The 21,372-nt window shown below is 71.6% G+C and carries 10 protein-coding genes, 1 pseudogene and 6 CRISPR repeat arrays (1 of these 17 only partly in view); of the genes and pseudogenes, 3 read left to right on the top strand and 8 right to left on the bottom strand.

Annotated features, from left to right (window positions below; translation table 11 throughout):
* A CRISPR array of direct repeats spans positions 1-195; the repeat unit is 29 nt; unit sequence GGGGCCATCCCCGCGTACGCGGGGAGCAG (it extends 1,177 nt beyond the left edge of the window).
* A gap of 1,939 nt (positions 196-2,134) precedes the next feature.
* A CRISPR array of direct repeats spans positions 2,135-3,690; the repeat unit is 29 nt; unit sequence GGGACCATCCCCGCGTGCGCGGGGAGCAG.
* A gap of 627 nt (positions 3,691-4,317) precedes the next feature.
* Positions 4,318-6,005: direct repeats of the CRISPR family, unit length 28 nt; unit sequence GGGCCATCCCCGCGTGCGCGGGGAGCAG.
* A gap of 426 nt (positions 6,006-6,431) precedes the next feature.
* Positions 6,432-7,312: a CRISPR direct-repeat array (repeat unit 29 nt; unit sequence GGGGCCATCCCCGCGTGCACGGGGAGCAG).
* A gap of 2,138 nt (positions 7,313-9,450) precedes the next feature.
* A CRISPR array of direct repeats spans positions 9,451-10,662; the repeat unit is 28 nt; unit sequence GGGTCATCCCCGCGCGTGCGGGGAGCAG.
* Between the two features lie 545 nt (positions 10,663-11,207).
* Positions 11,208-11,462 (top strand): type II toxin-antitoxin system Phd/YefM family antitoxin, encoded by a 255-nt coding sequence (locus ACF1BN_RS36305; protein ID WP_392335872.1) that lies wholly within the window; start codon positions 11,208-11,210, stop codon positions 11,460-11,462.
* A complete protein-coding gene (locus ACF1BN_RS36300) occupies positions 11,459-11,710 on the top strand; it encodes a type II toxin-antitoxin system RelE/ParE family toxin (RefSeq protein ID WP_392335871.1) in 252 nt (83 codons plus the stop codon). Before ACF1BN_RS36305 ends, ACF1BN_RS36300 begins: the two co-directional genes overlap by 4 nt.
* 1,599 nt (positions 11,711-13,309) lie before the next feature.
* Positions 13,310-14,741: a CRISPR direct-repeat array (repeat unit 30 nt; unit sequence CGGGGCCATCCCCGCGCGTGCAGGGAGCAG).
* A gap of 667 nt (positions 14,742-15,408) precedes the next feature.
* Here the strand turns inward: ACF1BN_RS36300 and ACF1BN_RS36295 are convergent.
* From ACF1BN_RS36295 to ACF1BN_RS36260, 8 genes and pseudogenes are all read right to left on the bottom strand, one after another.
* Positions 15,409-15,924 (bottom strand): hypothetical protein, encoded by a 516-nt coding sequence (locus ACF1BN_RS36295; protein WP_392335870.1) that lies wholly within the window; start codon positions 15,922-15,924, stop codon positions 15,409-15,411.
* Between the two features lie 173 nt (positions 15,925-16,097).
* A complete protein-coding gene (locus ACF1BN_RS36290; protein ID WP_392335869.1) occupies positions 16,098-17,141 on the bottom strand; it encodes a hypothetical protein in 1,044 nt (347 codons plus the stop codon).
* Positions 17,062-17,514: a GNAT family N-acetyltransferase gene (locus tag ACF1BN_RS36285; protein ID WP_392335868.1), complete on the bottom strand. Its 453-nt coding sequence runs from the start codon at positions 17,512-17,514 to the stop codon at positions 17,062-17,064. The genes ACF1BN_RS36290 and ACF1BN_RS36285 overlap by 80 nt, the downstream gene beginning before the upstream one ends.
* A gap of 488 nt (positions 17,515-18,002) precedes the next feature.
* Positions 18,003-18,434 (bottom strand): DUF4240 domain-containing protein, encoded by a 432-nt coding sequence (locus tag ACF1BN_RS36280; RefSeq protein WP_392335867.1) that lies wholly within the window; start codon positions 18,432-18,434, stop codon positions 18,003-18,005.
* Between the two features lie 39 nt (positions 18,435-18,473).
* A protein-coding gene (locus tag ACF1BN_RS36275; RefSeq protein WP_392335866.1) for an IS5 family transposase occupies positions 18,474-19,291 on the bottom strand; the annotation gives its coding sequence in 2 pieces (ribosomal slippage) (positions 18,474-18,934 and positions 18,934-19,291; 819 coding nt in all).
* Between the two features lie 73 nt (positions 19,292-19,364).
* Positions 19,365-19,805, bottom strand: coding sequence for a hypothetical protein (locus tag ACF1BN_RS36270; protein WP_392335865.1), 441 nt, complete (start codon positions 19,803-19,805; stop codon positions 19,365-19,367).
* Positions 19,806-19,929: 124 nt separating this feature from the next.
* A pseudogene (locus ACF1BN_RS36265) lies at positions 19,930-20,217 on the bottom strand (transposase); the annotation flags it as partial.
* 4 nt (positions 20,218-20,221) lie between these two features.
* Positions 20,222-20,776 carry a hypothetical protein gene (locus ACF1BN_RS36260; protein WP_392335864.1) on the bottom strand — a complete coding sequence of 185 codons (555 nt, stop codon included), beginning with the start codon at positions 20,774-20,776 and terminating at the stop codon, positions 20,222-20,224.
* A 74-nt stretch (positions 20,777-20,850) separates the two neighbouring features.
* Between ACF1BN_RS36260 and ACF1BN_RS36255 the strand changes: the two genes are divergently transcribed.
* Entirely contained in the window at positions 20,851-21,282 is a 432-nt protein-coding gene (locus tag ACF1BN_RS36255; protein WP_392335863.1) for a hypothetical protein, read from the top strand.
* Positions 21,283-21,372: the final 90 nt, after the last annotated feature.

The raw sequence follows: 21,372 nt of genomic DNA, 5'->3' as shown, positions 1-21,372 counted from the left end.
CGCGGGGAGCAGACAGAGATCGAGGAGACGCCGACCGAGCTGCCGGGGCCATCCCCGCGTACGCGGGGAGCAGCCCGGACGACTCGTGAGAACGACGCCCTGGTCGGGGCCATCCCCGCGTACGCGGGGAGCAGTGCCGCTATCAGGGGGGTGCACGAGATGGCGGGGGGCCATCCCCGCGTACGCGGGGAGCAGACTTCCTGACCTGCAGTTCTACCCGACACCGGGGCGCTCTCAAGCACCTTTCACCGAACCAGACAAAACGGCCCCAGAGGTCCAGAGAACCACCCGTGGTGAGCAGCCCCGGGCACGGTGAGCACGATGGTGAGTAACCAAGCTGACCGCTCCCCCACTCACCACACCCACCGACAGCGACTCAAGCGACCGAAGAACCAACACCACCCCACCAGACCCCGGCCTCCAACACCCACACCCACACCCACACCCAAAGGGCCATGGATCCATCCCCGCAAGCGCGGGGAGCATACGGGCGCCTGGTACGGCGGGTTGTACATGAGGGGGCCATCCCCGCGCGGGCGAGGAGCAGGCGGTCAGACCCGAGCCGGACGTCTGGGCGAGGGGACCACCCCCGCGTGCGCGGGGAGCAGTGGGTGCGCCAGACGCGGCATCGGACGATGTCGGGACCATCCCCGCGTGCGCGGGGAGCAGAGCATCGCCCTCACGTTGCACGTGCCGGTGCAGGGACCATCCCCGCGTGCGCGGGGAGCAGAGCCGGCGGTTGCGTCACCGGTTGCACCACCGGGGACCATCCCCACGCGTGCAGGGAGCAGACGGCGGTGCCGATGTCGTAGCCGGGGCCGGGGCCGGGGGGCCATCCCCACGCGGGGCGGGAAGCAGCTTGGTCATGGTCTGAGGGGTGCGCTCAACCGGGGGCCATCCCCGCGCGGGCGGGGAGCAGAGCGACTGGGTGGTGACCACTACCGGGATGTCGGGACCATCCCCGCGCCGGGCGGGGAGCAGGAGGACGGGGGCTGGCACGTGACCAACTCCGAGGGGCCATCCCCCGCGGGCGAGGAGCAGCGTTGGTGTGGACCGTAGCGGATCATGCCGCAGGGGCCATCCCCGCGTGCGCGGGGAGCAGCTGGAGCGGGACCGGGTGCCGAACCTGCCGCTGGGGCCATCCCCGCGCGGGCGGGGAGCAGGTGTTGCAGCCGTCCCCGGCGTCGAGGCCGGCGGGGCCATCCCCGCCGGCGCGGGGAGCAGGTGGCCTTCACGGACGCCTCGTCGGCCTTGCGGGGGCCATCCCCGCGGGCGCGGGGAGCAGGACGTCGGCGTGCTCCTGGTCGTGGGTCACCAGGGGCCATCCCCACGCGGGCGGGGACAGGGCCGGCCCCCCGAAGCGGCGAAGAACCCCACAAGACCACCCCCGCGTACGCGGGGAGCAGCTGTACTACGGGACCCGGCACTCGCCTACCTGGGGCCATCCCCGCGTACACGGGAGCAGTACCGAGACCTCGTGCCCGAGCCCCCCGGCCTGGGACCATCCCCGCGCGGGCGGGAGCAGTACACACAGACGGTCGTGATCGTCCGGGCCCCGGGGCCATCCCCGCGTGCGCGGGGAGCAGCGCACCGAAGAAGCGGCGCGGCCGGCCCCCGGGGGGCCATCCCCGCGTGCGCGGGGAGCAGTTGAGCTCGACGACGTCCTGCATGCCGAGCCCGGGGCCATCCCCGCGTGCGCGGGGAGCAGGTCGGCGCGACGGCGTTGCCCTTGTAGTCGCGGGGGCCATCCCCGCGTGCGCGGGGATCAGGGGGACTTGACCAGTCGGGACCTGCGGCCCGGAGGGCCATCCCCGCGTGCACGGGGATCAGTCACTCGATTTGCGGAGGGCGTCATCCCGGCCGGGGCCATCCCCGCGTGCACGGGGATCAGTCGATCTCACGGGGCGTGGCCCTTCCTCGGCTGGGGCCATCCCCGCGTGCACGGGGATCAGACTTCCTGACCAGCAGTTCTACCTGACGACTACACGCTCCCAAGCAACTTTCACCGAAACAGACAAAACACCCACTCCTCCCCCGCCGGCACCGAACAGCGACCCAAGCGGCCAAGCCCCGAACACCCCCGACACATAAGGAACGGTCGGGGCGAGTGGGCCGCTGACATCGACGTCAGGGGCCATCCCCGAGCGCGGGGAGCAGGCCCACAGCGCGACACCGACCTCGCCCGCCACGGGGCCATCCCCGCGCGGGCGGGGAGCAGTTCCTGCCGGCACAGGGCGCAGCGGCCGTCGTGGGGCTATCCCCGCGCGGGTGGGGAGCAGCAGGTGACGTTGAGCATCCGGAACGCGCCGTCGGGGCCATCCCCGCGCGCGGGGAGCAGCCCGCCGTGGCCGATCCGGCGCCGTACACCCCGGGGCCATCCCCGCGGGCGCGGGGAGCAGCCTTCCAGCGTGCCTTCCAGGGGGCAAAGCTGGGGGCCATCCCCGCGGGCGCGGGGAGCAGGCGTAGGACGGTTCCACGAAGTTCCACGAAGTTCCACGAAGTGGGGCCATCCCCGCGTGCGCGGGGAGCAGCACGCCTCGTCATCCAGGGTGCCGGAGCGCAGGGGCCATCCCCGCGTGCGCGGGAAGCAGATCAACGGTTCGACCGGGCGTCCGACCCGCGAGGGGCCATCCCCGCAGGCGCGGGAAGCAGACCACCGAGGAGGCAACCGTGACGACTCCGTCGGGGCCATCCCCGCAGGCGCGGGGAGCAGCTCGTCGGGCTGACCATCTTCCTGCTGGCCGCGGGGCCATCCCCGCGTGCGCGGGGAGCAGAAGATCTTCGCGTTGTGCGCGACGCGGATCTCGGGGCCATCCCCGCGGGCGCGGGGAGCAGTCTTCGGCCTCAACGAGCAGGAGTGGGGGTGCCGGGGCATCCCCGCGGGCGCGGGGAGCAGAGCCGACTCTCCAACGGCCAGCGGCAGTTCCAGGGGGCATCCCCGCGGACGCGGGGAGCAGGAGAACTCAGGCGCCAGGCGGGGGAGCGAGCCGGGGACCATCCCCGCGTGCGGGGGGAGCAGCAACCGTCGAACCGCGCGCGCTTGGCCCCTCGGGGACCATCCCCGCGTGCGCGGGGAGCAGCCGATCCCTGGGGATCAGGTGTACGAGGCGTGGGGACCATCCCCGCGTGCGCGGGGAGCAGCCTGGTGGCGAAGGGGGTGCACGAAATGGCGGGGGACCATCCCCGCGTGCGCGGGGAGCAGGTCCTTCGTGACGGTCTTCATCACCTCCTTCAGGGACCATCCCCGCGTGCGCGGGGAGCAGCGATCCTCGACAGCTACAAGCAGGGCAAGCGGAGGACCATCCCCGCGTGCGCGGGGAGCAGCCGCCGCCGACGACGTAGCCGACCCGGACCCAGGGACCATCCCCGCGTGCGCGGGGAGCAGGAGACGTCCTTCCAGCCGCTGGTGAAGGCGTTGGGACCATCCCCGCGTGCGCGGGGAGCAGGTGTCGGGGTACTTCACCGCGTCGGGGTACGTGGGACCATCCCCGCGTGCGCGGGGAGCAGCCGCACCTTGAGTGGGACGCCTTCCTCAACCGGGGACCATCCCCGCGTGCGCGGGGAGCAGATCGGCAACCACCCCGCCGGCTACGGCGTGATGGGACCATCCCCGCGTGCGCGGGGAGCAGTGCACTTCACGGTTCCCACTTCACGGTTCACGGGGACCATCCCCGCGTGCGCGGGGAGCAGACTTCCTGACCTGCAATTCTGCACGCTGCCGGACCGCTCCCAAGCAACTTTCACCGAAACAGACAAACCACCCACTTCTCCCCCGCCGGCACCGAACAGCGACCCAAGCGACCGAGACCCGAACACCCCAGACACAAAAGGAACGGTCAGGACGGGAGAGCCGCTGATGTCGACGTCGAGGACAATCCCCGCGTACCCGGCGGGACAGACCCAGCGGACGACCGTGATAGCGGATCCGGTGGGACCATCCCCGCGCGGGCGAGGACCAGGAGGAACAGGCCCGGTGCCTCACGCCCGGGGCGCGGCCATCCCCGCGCGGGCGAGGACCAGGAGGAGCCCGGTGCCTCACGCCCGGGGCGCGGCCATCCCCGCGCGGGCAGAGAGCAGCCGCCCGCCGCCGGCCACCTGTCCGGCCCTGGAGGGCCATCCCCGCACGTACGGGAAGCAGGGCGGAATCAACAGGGACCGCAGTCGCGGCAAGGGACCATCCCCGCGAGCGCGGGGAGCAGGCGACCCTGGACTTGTTGTCGCCCTTGATCTTGGGACCATCCCCGCGGGTGCGGGGAGCAGCTGACCTGCCTGGGCTGGGCTGGGCTGGGCTGGGCTGGGTGGGGTGGGGTGGGGAGCGGGGCCATCCCCACCGCGCCGGCAGGGAGCAGGCTCGACGACCAGGCCGTGGATGTGGAGCCCTGGTGCCATCCCCGCAGGCGCCGGGAGCAGCCGGTCTCGATGACCTCGTACAGGGCCGGGCGGGCAGGGACCATCCCCGCGGGCGGAGAGCAGGACCAGCTGGCCGCCCTGTGGGAGCCGAACCGGGGACCATCCCCGCGCGCACGGGGAGCAGGGCGCAGTCGGACCGTGGCACGGCTGCGGCCGGGGGCCATCCCCGCGCGTGCGGGGAGCAGGCCGTGCGGGCGAGCAGGAGGTTCGGGTCGTGGGGGCCATCCCCGCGAGCGCGGGGAGCAGCCGACGCCCGGCGATCAGGTGTACGAGTGCTGGGGGGCATCCCCGCGTACGCAGGGAGCAGCGCCCACGTTTCGTGCGGGAAGCCGACCAGCTGGGACCATCCCCGCGTGCACGGGGAGCAGGCCGTCATCGCCGCCGACAGGCCCATGGTCGCGGGGCCATCCCCGCACGGGCGGGGAGCAGCTCGGCGAGATCTTCCTCCCCTACCTCACCGCGGGGCCATCCCCGCGCGTGCGGGGAGCAGGCGTCGAGCTTTTTGAGGTCGGCGTCGAGGTTGGGGCCATCCCCGCGCGTGCGGGGAGCAGGGCCATCGCCGGCCGACGGGGGCCCGGAGCGAGGGGCCATCCCCGCGCGTGCGGGGAACGGCGGCGGAGGTGGCGCGGGCCGCCTTGGTGCCGGGGGCCATCCCCGCGCGTGCGGGGAGCAGGGCCATCGCCGGCCGACGGGGGCCCGGAGCGAGGGGCCATCCCCGCGCGTGCGGGGAACGGCGGCGGAGGTGGCGCGGGCCGCCTTGGTGCCGGGGGCCATCCCCGCGCGTGCGGGGAGCAGCGTGTACAAGGTCGACAGCGCGCTGCCCGGCCGGGGCCATCCCCGCACGCGCGGGGAGCAGTGGATCGCTCCGACGGAGTGGCGGGAAGTTGAGGGGCCATCCCCGCGCGTGCGGGGAGCAGATAGCAGATGATGACCGACCCGTACGGGGTCTCCCACCGGGGGCCATCCCCGCGCGTGCGGGGAGCAGCCGCCTCCCGTGTCCAGCGGCTTCGCCCACCGGGGGCCATCCCCGCGCGTGCGGGGAGCAGCAGCAGAGCAGGGTGGGCACGCGGTAGTGCCTGGGGCCATCCCCGCGGGCGCGGGGAGCAGCGCCCGCCACCGTGCTCGCCCCCACCGCGCCGGGGGCCATCCCCGCGTGCGCGGGGAGCAGTTCATCTCCCTCGACGAGCAGCAGCAGCGGCTGGGGCCATCCCCGCGTGCGCGGGGAGCAGAACAGGAAGTAGGCACGCACTGTGCGTGCATCGGGGCCATCCCCGCGTGCGCGGGGAGCAGAGCCCGTTGTTGTCGACCCGCATCCGGACGGAGGGGCCATCCCCGCGTGCGCGGGGAGCAGTCCGAAACAAATGGCAACTCTCACCACTTGCCAGGGCCATCCCCGCGTGCGCGGGGAGCAGCATCTGCACGTCGCTGGGGAAGTTCGCTTCACCGGGCCATCCCCGCGTGCGCGGGGAGCAGAGCAGGGTGATGAGGCTGATGATGGTGTCGAGGGGGCCATCCCCGCGTGCGCGGGGAGCAGGGAGTCGGATGAGTTCGGCGCGGCGGGCGGATGGGGCCATCCCCGCGTGCGCGGGGAGCAGACTTCCTGACCAGCAGTTCTACCCGACGACGGCGCGTTCCCAAGCAACTTTCACCGAAACAGACAAACCGCCCAACGGCCCTCCCCCGCCGGCGCCGAACAGCGACCCAAGCGACCGAACACCACAACACCCCGCGCGAGCGGGGAGCAGTCTGGTCATACGGCCGTCCAGCGACGCCCTAGGTGGGCCATCCCCGCACGCGCGGGGAGCAGGGGCGGGATCACCCGCAGGTCCCATCCGGCACGGGGCCATCCTCGCGGCTGCGGGGAGCAGCGGTAGAGCGAGCCCTTGATGGGCACGGCCTTGGGGCCATCCCCACGGGCGCGGGGAGCAGGACGTCGGCGTGCTCCTGGTGGTGGGTCACCAGGGGCCATCCCCACGCGGGCGGGGACAGGGCCGGCCCCCCGAAGCGGCGAAGAACCCCACAAGACCACCCCCGCGTACGCGGGGAGCAGACCGGGCTGGAGGTCGGGTGCACTCGGGTCGAGGGGCCATCCCCGCGGGCGCGGGGAGCAGCTTCACCTCAAGCCGCGCGAGGACGACGGCGAAGGGCCATCCCCGCAGGCGCGGGGAGCAGGCCGGCATCAGCACCGCCAACGCCCAGAAGGTGGGGCCATCCCCGCACGTGCAGGGACCAGAGGTCGGTGAGGGTGCGGAGTCGGGTCTGGCGGGGGCCATCCCCGCGTGCACGGGGAGCAGGGTCAGACGAACTTCCCGGCGGACATCCAGATGGGGCCATCCCCGCGTGCACGGGGAGCAGGCGACCCGCACGGAGACGAGGCCGCGCGCGCCGGGGCCATCCCCGCGTGCACGGGGAGCAGGCGACCCGCACGGAGACGAGGCCGCGCGCCGGGGCCATCCCCGCGTGCACGGGGAGCAGGCGACCCGCACGGAGACGAGGCCGCGCGCGCCGGGGCCATCCCCGCGTGCACGGGGAGCAGGGCCTTGACGAGAAGTACGGCCTTGACCGCGAGGGGCCATCCCCGCGTGCACGGGGAGCAGCCCGAGACGGCGAGCGATGTGACGATCCAGGTGGGGCCATCCCCGCGTGCACGGGGAGCAGAGGAGGTCGTGGACGCGGCGACGTGGAAGGTCGGGGCCATCCCCGCGTGCACGGGGAGCAGGGTCGTGTCGGTCGTGGATACGATGGTGCCTGGGGGCCATCCCCGCGTGCACGGGGAGCAGGACTACTGGTCGCCCGCAGTCGTCCGGCACTGGGGGCCATCCCCGCGTGCACGGGGAGCAGATCGAGGGCCAGGAGAACGTCGCATCGCAGGCGGGGCCATCCCCGCGTGCACGGGGAGCAGTCTTCCTGACCTGCAATTCTGCACGCTGCCGGCCCGCTCCCAAGCAACTTTCACCGAAACAGACAAACCACCCAACGGCCCTCCCCCTCCCCCGCCGGCGCCGAACAGCGACCCAAGCGACCGAACACCACAACACCCCGCGCGTCCAGGGAGCAACACCGGCCGGAGAACGCCTTCCAGGTGTCGCCAGGAACATCCCCACGGGCACGGGAAGCAGGGTGAGGAAGAGGCGCGCAACCGGGGCCGACGCCGGACCATCCCCACGTGCACGGGAAGCAGGGATGCCGACCGCCGCACTTTCCACACGGCGGACCATCCCCGCGAGCGCGGGGAGCAGCTGCTCGAACTCCCGAGTCCGACGTGAGCCTGCGATCATCCCCGCGCGAGCGAGGAGCAGACGTACTTGTTCAGCGCCGGCCGTTCTTGGCGAAACCATCCCCGCGCGGGCGGGGAGCAGCTGATCCCGGTCGAGGCGTTACTCGCGGCCGGGGGACGATCCCCGCGCGGGCTGGGATCAGCTCGTCCTGTCGGCCTTCGCCCCCATCGTGCCGGGGCCATCCCCGCGCGTGCGGGGAGCAGGCACTGCACCAAAGGGCGACCGAGCCCGGCCCGGGGCCATCCCCGCGCGTGCGGGGAGCAGCCACCAGGAACCACGCCACGGTGGACGTGTCGGGGACCATCCCCACATGCGCGGGGAGCAGCCTGTCACCGACACCGGTGCCAGGGCAGCCTGGGACCATCCCCGCGTGCGCGGGGAGCAGACTCGGGTCGGCCGGCTGGTCGTCCCGGCCGCGGGACCATCCCCGCGGGCGCGGGGAGCAGGGCACCGCCCCGGCCACGGTTGGCGTGCACAGGGGACCATCCCCGCGGGCGCGGGGATCAGCCGGACGGCGAACGGCCCCCCTCCATCTTCGGAGGACCATCCCCGCGGGCGCGGGGATCAGCAGGAGTGGACCGCTCAGCCATTTCCGGGGCAGGGACCATCCCCGCGGGCGCGGGGAGCAGGGATCACAGTTACCACCAGGGAACAGTTTGTTGGGGCCATCCCCGCGGGCGCGGGGAGCAGGAGTGGGGCACGAACCTGAAGGGCAGCCCCGCGGGGCCATCCCCGCGGGCGCGGGGAGCAGCCGATCCCTGGGGATCAGGTGTACGAGGCGTGGGGGCCATCCCCGCGGGCGCGGGGAGCAGTGGAGAGGGGTGGACATGACCGAGACCTATCCGGGGCCATCCCCGCGGGCGCGGGGAGCAGCTGATCGGCTCCATCGCGACCGTCGGAATGGCGGGGCCATCCCCGCGGGCGCGGGGAGCAGGCAGCACGCGAAGCGGCCCCGCCTCCCGGGGGGGGCCATCCCCGCGGGCGCGGGGAGCAGCCAGCACGGACTCGGCGACCGAGTTCTGCACGGGGGCCATCCCCGCGGGCGCGGGGAGCAGCAGCTTCGGGGAGCGGTCCCGCTCGCGCCGCAGGGGCCATCCCCGCGGGCGCGGGGAGCAGGAGAAGTCGGACTTCGCCTTGGTGGAGGTGTGGGGGCCATCCCCGCGGGCGCGGGGAGCAGAGTGCATCGCCGCCGAGCTGACCGACGCCGACGGGGCCATCCCCGCGGGCGCGGGGAGCAGCTGACCGGCCAGGACGGCGAGGGGCGCAGCCTGGGGCCATCCCCGCGGGCGCGGGGAGCAGTCGCCGCAGATCATGTGTCCGGGCTCGAGCGGGGGGGCCATCCCCGCGGGCGCGGGGAGCAGGCCGCCCCGATCAGCCCGCCGATCCCGGCCTGGGGGCCATCCCCGCGGGCGCGGGGAGCAGCCTTCATGACCTGCAATTCTGCCCACTGCCGGCCCGCTCCCAAGCAACTTTCACCGAAACAGACAAAACACCCGAGCTGCCGGGCCGGATCGATGAGAACCCCTGGCAAGCACCGTGGTAAGCGGCAACAAGCATGGTGAGCATGGTGGTGAGCCAGCCACAGCCAGGAGACAGGCGAGCAGAGACAGGACCCGCAGCGACCCAAGCGACTCAACACCCCACACAACCCACCCGACAGGCGGAGAGCAGCGCAACGCGCTCGGTGCACGACGTCGAGGCGGAACCATCCCTACGCAAGCGGAGAGGGAATGGGCGACAGCGCCGGCACCAATGCCGGCTGGAAGTCACCCCCGCGGGCTCGGGGAGCAGTAGACGGTGGCTCGCCGGTCCACACACCGTCGGGGCCATCCCCGCGGGCGCGAGGAGCAGACGCTTCGTCATGCCGCCCACTCCTTCGCCCAGGGACCATCCCTGCGTGCACGGGGAGCAGCGCTCGATCTTCGCGGACACCTTCCGGCTGCGGGGGCCATCCCCGCGTGCACGGGGAGCAGCAAGTCCGGCTCGGGTGGCGAACGTCATGGGCGGGGCCATCCCCGCGTGCACGGGGAGCAGTCCGGGCCCGGCGCCGGGTGCTCCGGCCGCTCGGGGCCATCCCCGCGTACGCGGGGAGCAGCTGCTCGAACTCCCCGAGTCCGACGTGGACCTGGGATCATCCTCCGCGGGCGCGGGGAACAACGGTCGGGCTGCGCAACGGTAAGCAAGGGCCTGGGAACATCCCCCGCGAACGCGGGGACAGACCGGCACCGCGAAGCGGGGAGCAGAGCAGGTGCAGACGGGTGACGTGCTCGTGCAGGGGACCATCCCCGCGCGTGCGGGGAGCAGGTCCTGTGGCTAAGGAGGGGGCCCGTGGGCCGGGGTCATCCCCGCGCGGGCGGGGAGCAGCCGGCCGACATGACGTCCATCCTGGCCCGCGCGGGGTCATCTCCGCGCGTGCGGGGAGCAGCCACACCTCGGGGGCGCCGCTGACGGCCATGGCGGGTCATCCCCGCGCGTGCGGGGAGCAGTTGTTCCTGCTCGCGGGGGTGTCCGGCGGTGTGGGGTCATCCCCGCGCGTGCCGGGAGCAGGCCGTGTAGGCGATGCTGCCGAGTTGCAGACAGGGGTCATCCCCGCGCGTGCGGGGAGCAGGATGTTCGGCGCCTGGCGGGTGTTGGCGAGCTGGGGTCATCCCCGCGCGTGCGGGGAGCAGCAGCGTGCCCAGCCGCTTCTCCAGCACCGCGGAGGGTCATCCCCGCGCGTGCGGGGAGCAGCGGAGTCGCCGTAGCCCCACGAGATCGCCCGGGGGGTCATCCCCGCGCGTGCGGGGAGCAGCGGTGCTTCGCCCAGTCCTGCGGCCCCTGGTGGGGGTCATCCCCGCGCGTGCGGGGAGCAGGGTCAGCGCCGGGGCGCCTGCTGGGAGAGGTGGGGGTCATCCCCGCGCGTGCGGGGAGCAGGGTCAGCGCCGGGGCGCCTGCTGGGAGAGGTGGGGGTCATCCCCGCGCGTGCGGGGAGCAGACTTCCTGACCTGCAATTCTGCACGCTGCAGGACCGCTTCCAAGCAACTTTCACCGAAACAGACAAGGCGGCCCCAGGGGTCCAGAGAACCACCCATGGTGAGCACCCTGGTGAGCAATCCCGGACATGGTGAGTTCGGTGGTGAGCCCCATGGTGAGCACCACCCCCGAGCGTGGTGACCTCGGTGACGATCGACCACTGTGACCTCTCCCCCATTCACCACACCCACCGACCACAACCGCTGCCGAGCAGGAGGGTCCATCCCCGCAGGCGCGGGGAGCGGATCGGTGTCCACTCCGTCTTCGGGGCGTTCCTGGGTCCATCCCTGCAGGGGGCGGGGAGCAGGTCTCGGAGGAGATCGGGATGCTGTAGCCAGGAGGACCGTCCCTGCGCGAGTGGGGCACTGGCGCCACCTCTCCATGGGGTGCCGGTCGGGACCGTTTCCGCGCGTGGCAGTGACAGCCGGAGGGCTCGGGGCGGGAAAGAGAGCTGTCCGTTCGACCATTCGATCCCACCAAAAACCGCAAGAAGTGTACACTTCTGTCATGAGTGAGACTCTGCCGATCACCGAAGCGCGAGCGAAGTTCGGCTCGCTGGTCCGCCGGGCGTCCCACGCCCGCGAACGCATCACCATCACCGACCACGGCCAGCCCGCGGCCGTACTCATCAACCCCCAGGAGCTCGCCGACCTCGAGGACGAGCTCGCCCTGGCCCGCTACCGGCAACGGCAGTCCGACGGCGCCGCCACGGCCGTCCCCCATGACGACGTCCGCGCCCGGCTCGGCCTGCAGAGCGCGTGACCTACACGATCGTCTGGGACGAGGCCGCCATCAACGCGGCCGCCCACTTCCTCAAAGACGACCCCGAAGGCCTCCGGCAACTCATGGACGCCGTCGACCTCCTCACCGACCAGCCCCGCCCCCAAGGCACAACCCCCTACGGCTCCCCCGACCTACGCCGCATGCACGCCGGCCGCTACCGAGTCCTCTACGAAATCACCGACACCACCGTCACCATCGTGATCATCCACATCGGCCGCCTCGGCTGACACACCCAACACACACCAAAAACCGCACCCGCACCCGCACCCGCACCCGCACCGACAGAACCATCCCGCAAACGCGGGAAGCAACCCGCGCCATGAACACGCCGCCCACGGGCGGAGACAGATCAAGACGTGGAGCCCCTGCAACCGACAGCAGGACCCCCACGGGCGCGGGGAGCAGCTCGGGCCCCCGCTCCGCGATGGCGCCGGACAGGGACCATCCCCGCGCGAGCGGGGAGCAGCCACTCATCCAGCTCGTAGCCGACAACCGCGCGGGTACATCCCCACGGAGGCGGGGAGCAGTTGCTTGGGGAGCCATACCCGCAGACGCGGGGAGCACCTCGTCGTCAGCCCGGGCCCGCCGACACCCAGAGGCCATCCCCGCGCGAGCGGGGAGCAGTTCTTCGTGATCTCGTGGCGGAGGACCTGGTAGGGGCCATCCCCGCGCGGGCGGGGAGCAGCGTCGGCGAGTACCCCCACCGCGTCCCGTACGGGGCCCATCCCCGCGCGAGCGGGGAGCAGTCCTTGTACAGGTAGCGGGCCGCGTCTCCCGGGGGACCATCCCCGCGCGAGCGGGGAGCAGCACCGACTACAGACGGAGTGGGGGCCGGATCTGGGACCATCCCCGCGCGAGCGGGGAGCAGGACCTCGACCACACCCTGGTCGTCCGCGAGGTCGGGCCATCCCCGCGAACGCGGGGACAGACCGGCACCGCGTAGCAGTGGCAGTTGTCGTGGGGATCATCCCCGCGCGTGCCGGGAGCAGTCAGCGAGCGGGGAGCAGTAGGCGAGCGGGGAGCAGTACGACGTCGCGGACATGTCCTCCCCCTCCAGGGGCCATCCCCGCGTGCACGGGGAGCAGATCCTTTAGCGTCTCGTCCACGGATTCCCCCTGGGGCCATCCCCGCGTGCACGGGGAGCCGGCCCGCGTCGGCAGCGCCGGCCGCCGCTCGGTGGGGCCATCCCCGCAGGCGCAGGGAGCAGGACTGGACGGCGTCGCGGATGCGCTTGGCGTAGGGACAGTCCCCGCGTGCGGAGGGAGCAGCGTGGGCGGGTGGCCGGTCGGGACGGTGCAGGTGAGCCATCCCCGCGCGGGCGGGGAGCAGACCTTGTACGGGCCGGCGAACATCGCAGCCTCGGGACCATCCCTGCGCGAGCGGGGAGCAGCTCCCGTCGACCTTGGCGTTGTGGTCCGCCAGGGGACCATCCCCGCAGACGCGGGGAACAGCGTCCCTTCGACGCCCATTCGAGAGCGCGCGCGGGGCCATCCCCGCGCGTACGGGGAGCAGGCCGCCGAGCTCCGCGCCGCACCGAACCACGGGCAGCCTGCTCCCCGCACGGGCGGGGAGCAGAAGGCCGGCCAGGAATCGAGGTCCTGGTGGTCGGGACCATCCCCGCGCGGGCAGGGAGCAGCCCGCCTGGGGCAGCAGCCGCCCCTGGTACGGGGGAACATCCCCGCGCGAGCGGGGAGCAGTAGACGAGTCCGCCGGTGGAGTCCTGGGTCAGGGGACCATCCCCGCGCGGGCGGGAAGCAGCCTCCTTGACGGCCTTGAAGACGCGCATGGGAGCAGATCGTCATCGCCGCCCTGTGCGTCGCCCTCACGGGGCCATCCCCGCGTGCACGGGGAGCAGGTGGTGCTCTTCATGAGGAAGTCGCCGAAGGAGGGGCCATCCCCGCGTGCACGGGGAGCAGGCGATCTGGGACAGGGGCACGACGGTGCCCGCAGGGCCATCCCCGCGTGCACGGGGAGCAGGCGTGCAGGCCCGTGAAGACGCCGCCGTTCGGGGGGCCATCCCCGCAGACGCGGGGAGCAGTACGACGGGCCTGGGGTGATCGCCGGGATCTCGGGACCATCCCCGCAGACGCGGGGAGCAGTCGAGCCCCTTGATCACGCCGCGCCCGGCTTCGGGACCATCCCCGCGTACGCGGGGAGCAGAGCTCGCGCCACACGGCGTCGAGGGACTTGGAGGGACCATCCCCGCGTACGCGGGGAGCAGACGAACGGCTACCTGGCCGATCTCTGGGTGGAGGGACCATCCCCGCGCGGGCGGGGAGCAGGCTCCCTTGGTCTCGTACGTCTCGGACGTGGCGGGACCATCCCCGCGGGCGCGGGGAGCAGAGTGCCGAGGCTGCGGTCCGCCCCTTCTCCGTGGGACCATCCCCGCGGGCGCGGGGAGCAGGTACTCGACAGCCTGTTCCGCGGCGCCTCGCAGGGACCATCCCCGCGTACGCGGGGAGCAGGTGACGGCCAGGAGGGCGACGTCCTCGGCGGAGGGGCCATCCCCGCGTACGCGGGGAGCAGGAGGGGTTGTGCGGAGAGTACCGGCCGTCGCAAGGACCATCCCCGCCTACGCGGGGAGCAGGAGTCGCGCGACGCCTGCCGACGGGCCGCCCTGGGGCCATCCCCGCGCGTGCAGGGAGCAGGCTGCGGACCTCAACGCCGACATCTGGAAGGCGGGGCCATCCCCGAACGTGCGGGGAGCAGCGGACGGCGAGCGTCCCGCCGTCCCCGTCGTGGGGGCCATCCCCGCGTACGCGGGGAGCAGCCCATCCTCCTCAAGGTCGCCCACCGCGCCCGGGGGCCATCCCCACGCGTGCAGGGAGCAGACCCTGGCTCGCCGGATCTCCACCACGTAGTCGGGGCCATCCCCGCGTGCACAGGGAGCAGGCGTGGCTGAGCTCGCCGGAGGCCGCAGAGGCGGGGCCATCCCCGCGTGCGCGGGGAGCAGTGGGCGGTCGCGTACTCCGGCAGGGGCCGGGCGGGCCCATCCCCGCGCGGGCGGGGAGCAGTACCTGCCGGCACAGGGCGCAGCGGCCGTCGTGGGGCCATCCCCGCGCGCGCAGGGAGCAGAGCAGGAGGGCTCGTACCGGGTGCTGCACCTCGGGGCCATCCCCGCGCGTGCAGGGAGCAGGGACTTCCGCTCCGGGCGGGACTTTCCGTACCGGGGCCATCCCCGCGCGTGCAGGGAGCAGTCCAGTTCCTTGTCCGTGATGTATGCGGGCAGGGGGCCATCCCCGCGCGTGCAGGGAGCAGACTTCCTGACCTGCAGTTCTACCCGACGCCGGCCGACTCCTAAGCAACTTTCACCGAAACAGACAAAACGGCCCCAGAGGTCCAGAGAACCACCCGTGGTGAGCAACCCCGGGCACGGTGAGCACGATGGTGAGTAACCAAGCTGCCCGCTCCCCCACTCACCACACCCACCGACAGCGACTCAAGCGACCGAAAAACCAACACCACCCCACCAGACCCCGGCCTCCATGTAGATGAGGGGACCATCCCCGCGCGTGCGGGGAGCAGCGGCCTCCGAGGAGAGCCCGTCCGTCTCGTACTGGGCGACCGGCCCGAGACGGGTGGAGCGGGAAGGAAGGGGCGGCCCGGTGGTACTGCTCCCAGAGCGCGCTGGGCACCGGGCCTCGCCCGCGCACGCCATATCGGCGCGGGCTATGCCCGACCCTATCCACTGGTTCATGGCCCCGTGACTGTGGTCAGCGAGGCAAGGACGGGACAGGCTCCGAGGTGCCCGTGTGTCGAGAAGTGACCCACATGATGACTCTCGCAGGTCAGAGGCCCGTGGTGAGTGCGGTGGTGAGCCTGGTGGTGAGTGGGGTCCAAGAGCGCAGGGCGGATGACGGCCGGCTTCGAGGGAGGGAAGAGCGGCGGGGTGCTCGAAGCGTGCGCGCCGCGGTGCGGGATGTCCTCAGGGGCGTCCGACCCATGCCTGATGGTGGGACGCGACGTGCAGTCCTTCGCGCAGTCGGCCGCGTAGGACGCCGACGCGGGTTCGGCCCTCCACGACCTGCAGCCCGCTGCTCGACGGGTCCAGGAGACGCCGGTCGATCAGGAGCGGCGGGCGCAGCCACGTTCCGTGCTCTTCCCACTGGCGGCCGACCTCTGGTGGCCGGACCTTGACCCAGTGCACTGGATTCTCGGCGAACTCCTCGATGCAGCCGGCGTCGGTCGCCCCGGTCGGCATCTCGTGGAAGTCCGCGGCCGGGACCGTCTCGAGCCGCCACTGGATCGCGCGCAGGTCGATGCTGCCGTAGTCGTTCACGAAGGCGGGGTTGTCACCGAAGTCGTAGAGGAACTGTTCGAGCACATCGTCCGGCCACCGCAGTGTGGCCACCATCGGGTCGGCGTGGAAGCGGTCGTAGTCGTAGCTGAGACCGCCGGCTCGGCGGCGGGCCATCAGCGGGCCGAGGTCTTTCAGCTTCATACCGCCAGGTGTACCGCAGATTCCCGGAAGTGGCCCCCTGCCCTGGATCAGCCGCCCGTCGGCAGGGGCCGTGACTGCGGGGGCCGCGATGTCATGGACGGTGCGACCCCAAGCCGGGCCCCGAGGATGTCATGTCCGATCCTTCGGGGCCCGTGGTGGTGCTGGAGCGGCCTCTACACGAGCGCGGCGAGGGCCTGCTCAGCCATCTGGATGCCCTGGGTTGCCGCCATGGTGGTGGTGGCCGCCAGGAGGTGCTCCTTGAGCTGGATGGCGAACTGACGCAGGCGGCCCGGTTCGGGATTGCCAGAGGTCGCCTCGGTGTGGAGCTCCTGGGCGACGCGCTCCAGCTCCACGCGGTCGTCGTCGGACAAACCCAGGATGGGACTGACCTGGCCGACGTACCCGGCGAGCTGGACGAACAACGTCGGGTCGACGCCGTCGATGTTGTTCTGCGTGAAGTGCTGCTGCTCGCCAATGATGACGCCCTTGGCGTTCGGCATGAAGTTGTTGTACGTGGTGCCGGGGCGGGGCTGGTTCACGTGGTCCTGCACGCTTCCTCCTGCCAGAGCGCAGCTGACGCCCTGGGGTGTGATGGCGACCATAGACGGGTCGGTGCCAATGTGTTCAATGAGGTTGTGCTCTGCGAGGTGGGCGAGCGCCTGGTGCAGGTCGGTCCCGCTGATCTCGGTTCCCGCGAAGTAGGAGCCGGGGGTCGCGAGGAACAGGGCCGGGTTGACGGGCGTCTGATCGCTGGCGGTGTCGAACAGCCACCGCAGCAGTGCGTCGATCGCGTGGCGAATCCGGGCGACGCGGTCCTTCTGAAGGTCCTTGAGTTCGCGCACCGCGACGCGGCCGGCATCGGTCAGGCAGACGTGGGTCGTGGTCTCCATGGCACGGAGGATCTCCACCAGGCCGTGCTGGTCGAGCTGGAGAGCCAGGATGGCCGGGTCGTCGTCCTCCAGCCCAAGTTCTTCGGGGAAGGCGGTGACGTCGGTGTACCTCGACGGGTTCTGCTTCTCGCGGTCGTCCAGCCACAGCAGCAGGCGGGCCAGGTAACCAGCCACCTCTCCAGGCACCCCACTAGAGGCGGCTTCGATCTGCGTGGAGACGCGAGGAGGGTTCCGTCGTTGAGCGCGCTCAAGGCTCTTGTTGGTCTCCTTGACCAAGTCCCTGGCCCACTTGTCGATCTCGCGCTTGTTGATGCCATTGCGGGCCACATTGCCCTCCTGTCCCAGGTACCTCAGCCAAGGGTACGGACCGGGTCCGACAACGGGCCCTCCGTTTAACGGGACGCCGAGCAGAATGCCCATCGCCATGCGGGCCGGAGAGCCGGTTCAGGCCGTGGTCTCCAGCGCGTAGACCTCGTAGGCGACGGTTCCGTCGTCGGTGTGCCGATCGGACGTGCCAACGCGGGGTGAACCCCGCCTTGGCCAGGACGCGGCCGGAGGCGGGGCTGTCGGGGTGGTGCATGGCCTCCAGCCGGGTCAGGCCGGTGGTGGTGAAGGCGGCGGAGACGACGTGGTTGGCGGCCTGGGTGGCATAGCCGTTGCCCCAGCTGCCCTCTCGGATGATGTAGCTGATGGTGCCCATGGCCGGGGTTCGTCGGCGCAGGGCGATCAGCAGGAACCATCCCCGCGGGCGCGGGGAGCAGCTCCCATCCACGAGGACTGGAGGTCACCTGTGGGGGCGTCCCGGTCCCCGGCATCGCGAAGAAGCTGGTCATCAAGACGGGGAAGAACGCGGACAAGAACCCCTCGGTCGCCTCGCTCTACCGGGCACTCGCCGCAACCGAGGAAACCGCGGCGAACGACGGCCTGCCACGCGCTCCAGGCCCGACCGCATCCGCTGGCCCGAGGACCCGCTCACCCCACCGAGGCCTGAACACCCCCATCTCCCCGCGCCCCCTTCGGGGCGGGTGCTCGAGGAACGCCCCACCGAGTAAGCGCCTCCGGCCCCGTACGGAGGGGGCGTACCTCGTGCACCCTCCGGCCGTCGTCCGGGCAGACGGCGTCCACGAAGAAACTCACCTCTCTTAAGACGTCGTTTCTTATGGTGCAGGCAGGAGCGACTGCGTTCGCCTATGTGGTGGTCCACCCGGCTGTGTTGGAGTAGGACTCGTAGCTGTAGCGGGTGCTGCGGTCCCATTCGTCACCGGTGAGGTGCTTGTACGCGTTGTCGGGTACGTAGAGCAGGGCTTCGGCCCAGACGAGGTCGCTGGCGTACGGCATGAACTGCTCTGGGTCTCGAAGTACGCGCTCAAACTCCTCACGGCCGGCCGCGACGACCGCAGCCCGGGTGTAGAGGAACTGATCGCTCGACAGGCCATCGCCGTTCTCCTTGCGGTCCAGCCTGTACAGGGCCCAGGAGAGCTGCTCGGCGAAGCCGACCACGTCAGATACAGGGCCGTTCGTCAGGCAGGCGGTCAGGGCAGCGGCAAGCTCATCACCCTCAGGATCGGGGACAGAAGGACTGCACGCTTCGATGAGCTGCCAGAAGGCGTTCTCGTTCATGTCGGAGAGCATGGCGGAGGGGTGTGACAGATCGGGGTGTCAGGTGCTTGCCCTGGCTAGTCGGCGGTAGCCGATGAGGGCTGCGGCTACGCCGACGAAGGCGAGGAAATGCTCGGCCTTGCGTTCGTAGCGACGGTGGAGGCGTCGGCAGCCAGCCAGCCAGGACACGGTTCTCTCGACGACCCACCGATGTCGGCCCAGCCTCGTGGAGGATTCGACGCCTCTGCGGGCGATGCGGTGGCGGATGCCCCGCGAGCGGAGCCATCGGCGCAGGTGGTCGTAGTCGTATCCCTTGTCCGCGTGCAGTTTCGCCGGCCTTCGGCGCCGGGGCCCGCGGCGGGATCGGATGGGTGGGATGCCGCGCACGAGCGGCTCCAGGCCCTGGCTGTCGTGCATGTTCGCGCCGGAGATGCCCAGGGACAGCGGCAGCCCGTTCCTGTCACAGATCAGGTGGATTTTCGATCCCAACTTGCCGCGGTCGGTCGGATTCGGTCCCGTCAGTGGCCCCCTTTTGCGGCCCGCACACTGACCGAGTCGATCGCGCACCGCGACCAGTCGAGCTCGCCCCGTGCCCCGAGTTCGTCGAGGATCACGCGGTAGAGCCTGGCCCAGACCCGGTCCCGGCTCCACTGGGCGAACCGGCGGTAGACCGTGGGCCACGCCGGGCCGAACACCGGCGGCAGCTGCCGCCAGGTGCAGCCCGACGTTGCCACGAAGATGATCGCCGCCAGCGCCTCACGGTCACCCGCCCGGCGCCGGCCGCCGCCCTGCGGACGTATCACCTCAGTCGGTGGTACCACCCGCCTGAACAGCACCCACAACTCGTCCGGCACCAGTCGCTCCACGAGATCCGTCATGCACGGATCAACGAACGATCACACCATAAGAAACGACGTCTAAGAGAGGTGAGTTTGCGGCCAGTATGGGGCTTCAGCGGAGCCGGACGCAGAGCGGCTGACCGAGGCGGAACTGGATGCAGATCTTGGTGCCCTTCGGGTACTGAGGCCCGGTCCGGCCGTCGCGGCCCCACCCGGTCTCCACGAACGACGTGTCCGCGCGGGGGCGCTTGGCCTTCTTCCAGCCGGTCGCGGCCGTCAGTTTGCCGCCGGGCCGCTGGTAGAGCCACCGGGCCGACGCCGCTCGCCCTTCCGTCTCCATCGAGGCGTACACCCAGCCGACGCCGCGCTTCTTCGCCCCCTTCTTGTGCCAGTGCTTGACCACGATGCCGGGCATGCACCGGCCCGGTCCCAGCTCCGTTGTGCGGCAGTCGGCCTGGCGGTCGTACTGGTACGACGCTGCTGCGGGGGCCGGGGCGGCGCCCGTGGCCACCAGGAGCAGCGCGAGCGCTGCCGATGCTGCGGTACTGATCAATCGCTTCATGATCAGACAACCGGCCAGCGCCCATGCGGGGGACGCCCTCACCGCGCACACCACACCCCCGAGTGAGCCGAGGGGCGGGGCGCCAGGGGCCTGCCCCTCGCCGCCGGGCCGGTACGGATCGCTGCAGGTGGACCACGCAGGTCTGCACGATCGTCTTCGACCGGACGGTCACGACCGCGTCGGGCAGCCCCTGCAGTCCGTCGCAGTCCAGCATGAGGACGTCGTTCGCGCCGCGGTTCTTGATCTCTGTGAGGATGTGCATCCAGCACTTGGCACCCTCGCCGCCGTCGCCGGCCCACAGCCCGAGGATGTCCCGTCGGCCCTCGGTCGTGACGGCCAGGGCAAGGTAGGTGGGCCGGATCGCCACGGTGCCGTCGTGGACCTTCATGTGGGTGGCGTCGATGAGGTCAGGTCCAGCCGGCGGCCTTGAGAACGGCGGACGCGACAGCCGCGAGCGGTACGTGGGTCGTGTCGATGGTGAAGTCAGCTACGTCAGCCTCAACGAGGATCTGGTCGAGCTGGCCGGCGCGTTCCAGGTGCCAGGACAGGGACTCGAGGTCGCTGTCGGCTTCATGGCGGCGCCGTAGCCGGCTGTGCACGACGGGAAGGTCCGCTGTCAGGCGACACACCGTGAGCGGCATGCCGATGGAAGTTTGATAGCGGTCGCGGTCTGCCCTGTTCTCGGCCACCCCGGCCAGGACGAGCCGCCGCACACCAACATCGAGGTAATTGGCGCTCAGGGCTCGCAGGTTGCGCAGCAGCAGACCGGAGTTGAACAGGTCGTCGTGCGGGGCGGGCCACACCTGGCACAGGCGATCCAGGTCCATGACGGCGTGTGGCACACCGACGTCAGACAGGAGATCGCCCAGCAGGTCGGCAGCCGAAGTCTTGCCGACCCCGACGGTTCCGGTGATCAGCAGCGCACGCGGCTCTGCCTCGTGCGCATGGTCGTCGTGGTTCATACTGCCCGCTTTGCTCTGGTCCCGTCTGAATTGCGCATTATGGCCAAGATCGCGGATTCGAGCACCAGGTTTTGGTGACGGGCACCGTAGCGCAGCTCGCCGCGGCCTGGCAGGTCGTCAGCCCTCTCGACACCACAACCTGGCAGTGGATCCTGGCCATCGCCCTGTCCTACTGTTTCGCGCTCATCTACGAAGACGTACGAGACATGGAAGGAGACCGCGCGATCGGTCGCCGAACCCCCGCGCTCCTGGTGGGCCCATGGCCCATCCGCATCTGGTTCTCCGCCCTCATGGCCGGCATCCCACCGCTGCTGCACTTCCTACTCTTCGCCCCCATAGGCGCCGCCGCGTGGCGGATCGTCCTGTGCGACACCATGCTGGCCGCCGTGTGCTGGACCGCCGCCGTACGGGCCCTGCTCCTGCGCCACACCGCCGCCGACCGCACCACCTACCAGCTGTACGTCCTGTCCTACATCATCGCCCTGGCGACCGGCCCCATCCTCTAGTAGTGCTTTGTTAGGTGGTGTCGTAGGGCTGCCATGGGACGGTCTGTCGGCAGGTGGGGCAGGTGCCGGTCCAGGTGGCGATGAGGTGTT

Origin of the sequence: Streptomyces sp. NPDC014861, assembly GCF_043081625.1 — a bacterium.
Classification (GTDB): domain Bacteria; phylum Actinomycetota; class Actinomycetes; order Streptomycetales; family Streptomycetaceae; genus Streptomyces.
The sequence above is the reverse complement of the archived record's forward strand: the minus strand, read 5'-3'. Positions and strand labels throughout refer to the sequence as shown.

Bases quoted from the DNA above. Each gene is read 5' to 3' on its own strand.
- ACF1BN_RS36305 (WP_392335872.1), top strand. From the start codon at position 11,208: ATGAGTGAGACTCTGCCGATCACCGAAGCGCGAGCGAAGTTCGGCTCG.
- ACF1BN_RS36295 (WP_392335870.1), bottom strand. From the start codon at position 15,924: ATGAAGCTGAAAGACCTCGGCCCGCTGATGGCCCGCCGCCGAGCCGGC.
- ACF1BN_RS36285 (WP_392335868.1), bottom strand. From the start codon at position 17,514: ATGGGCACCATCAGCTACATCATCCGAGAGGGCAGCTGGGGCAACGGC.
- ACF1BN_RS36280 (WP_392335867.1), bottom strand. From the start codon at position 18,434: ATGAACGAGAACGCCTTCTGGCAGCTCATCGAAGCGTGCAGTCCTTCT.
- ACF1BN_RS36260 (WP_392335864.1), bottom strand. From the start codon at position 20,776: ATGAACCACGACGACCATGCGCACGAGGCAGAGCCGCGTGCGCTGCTG.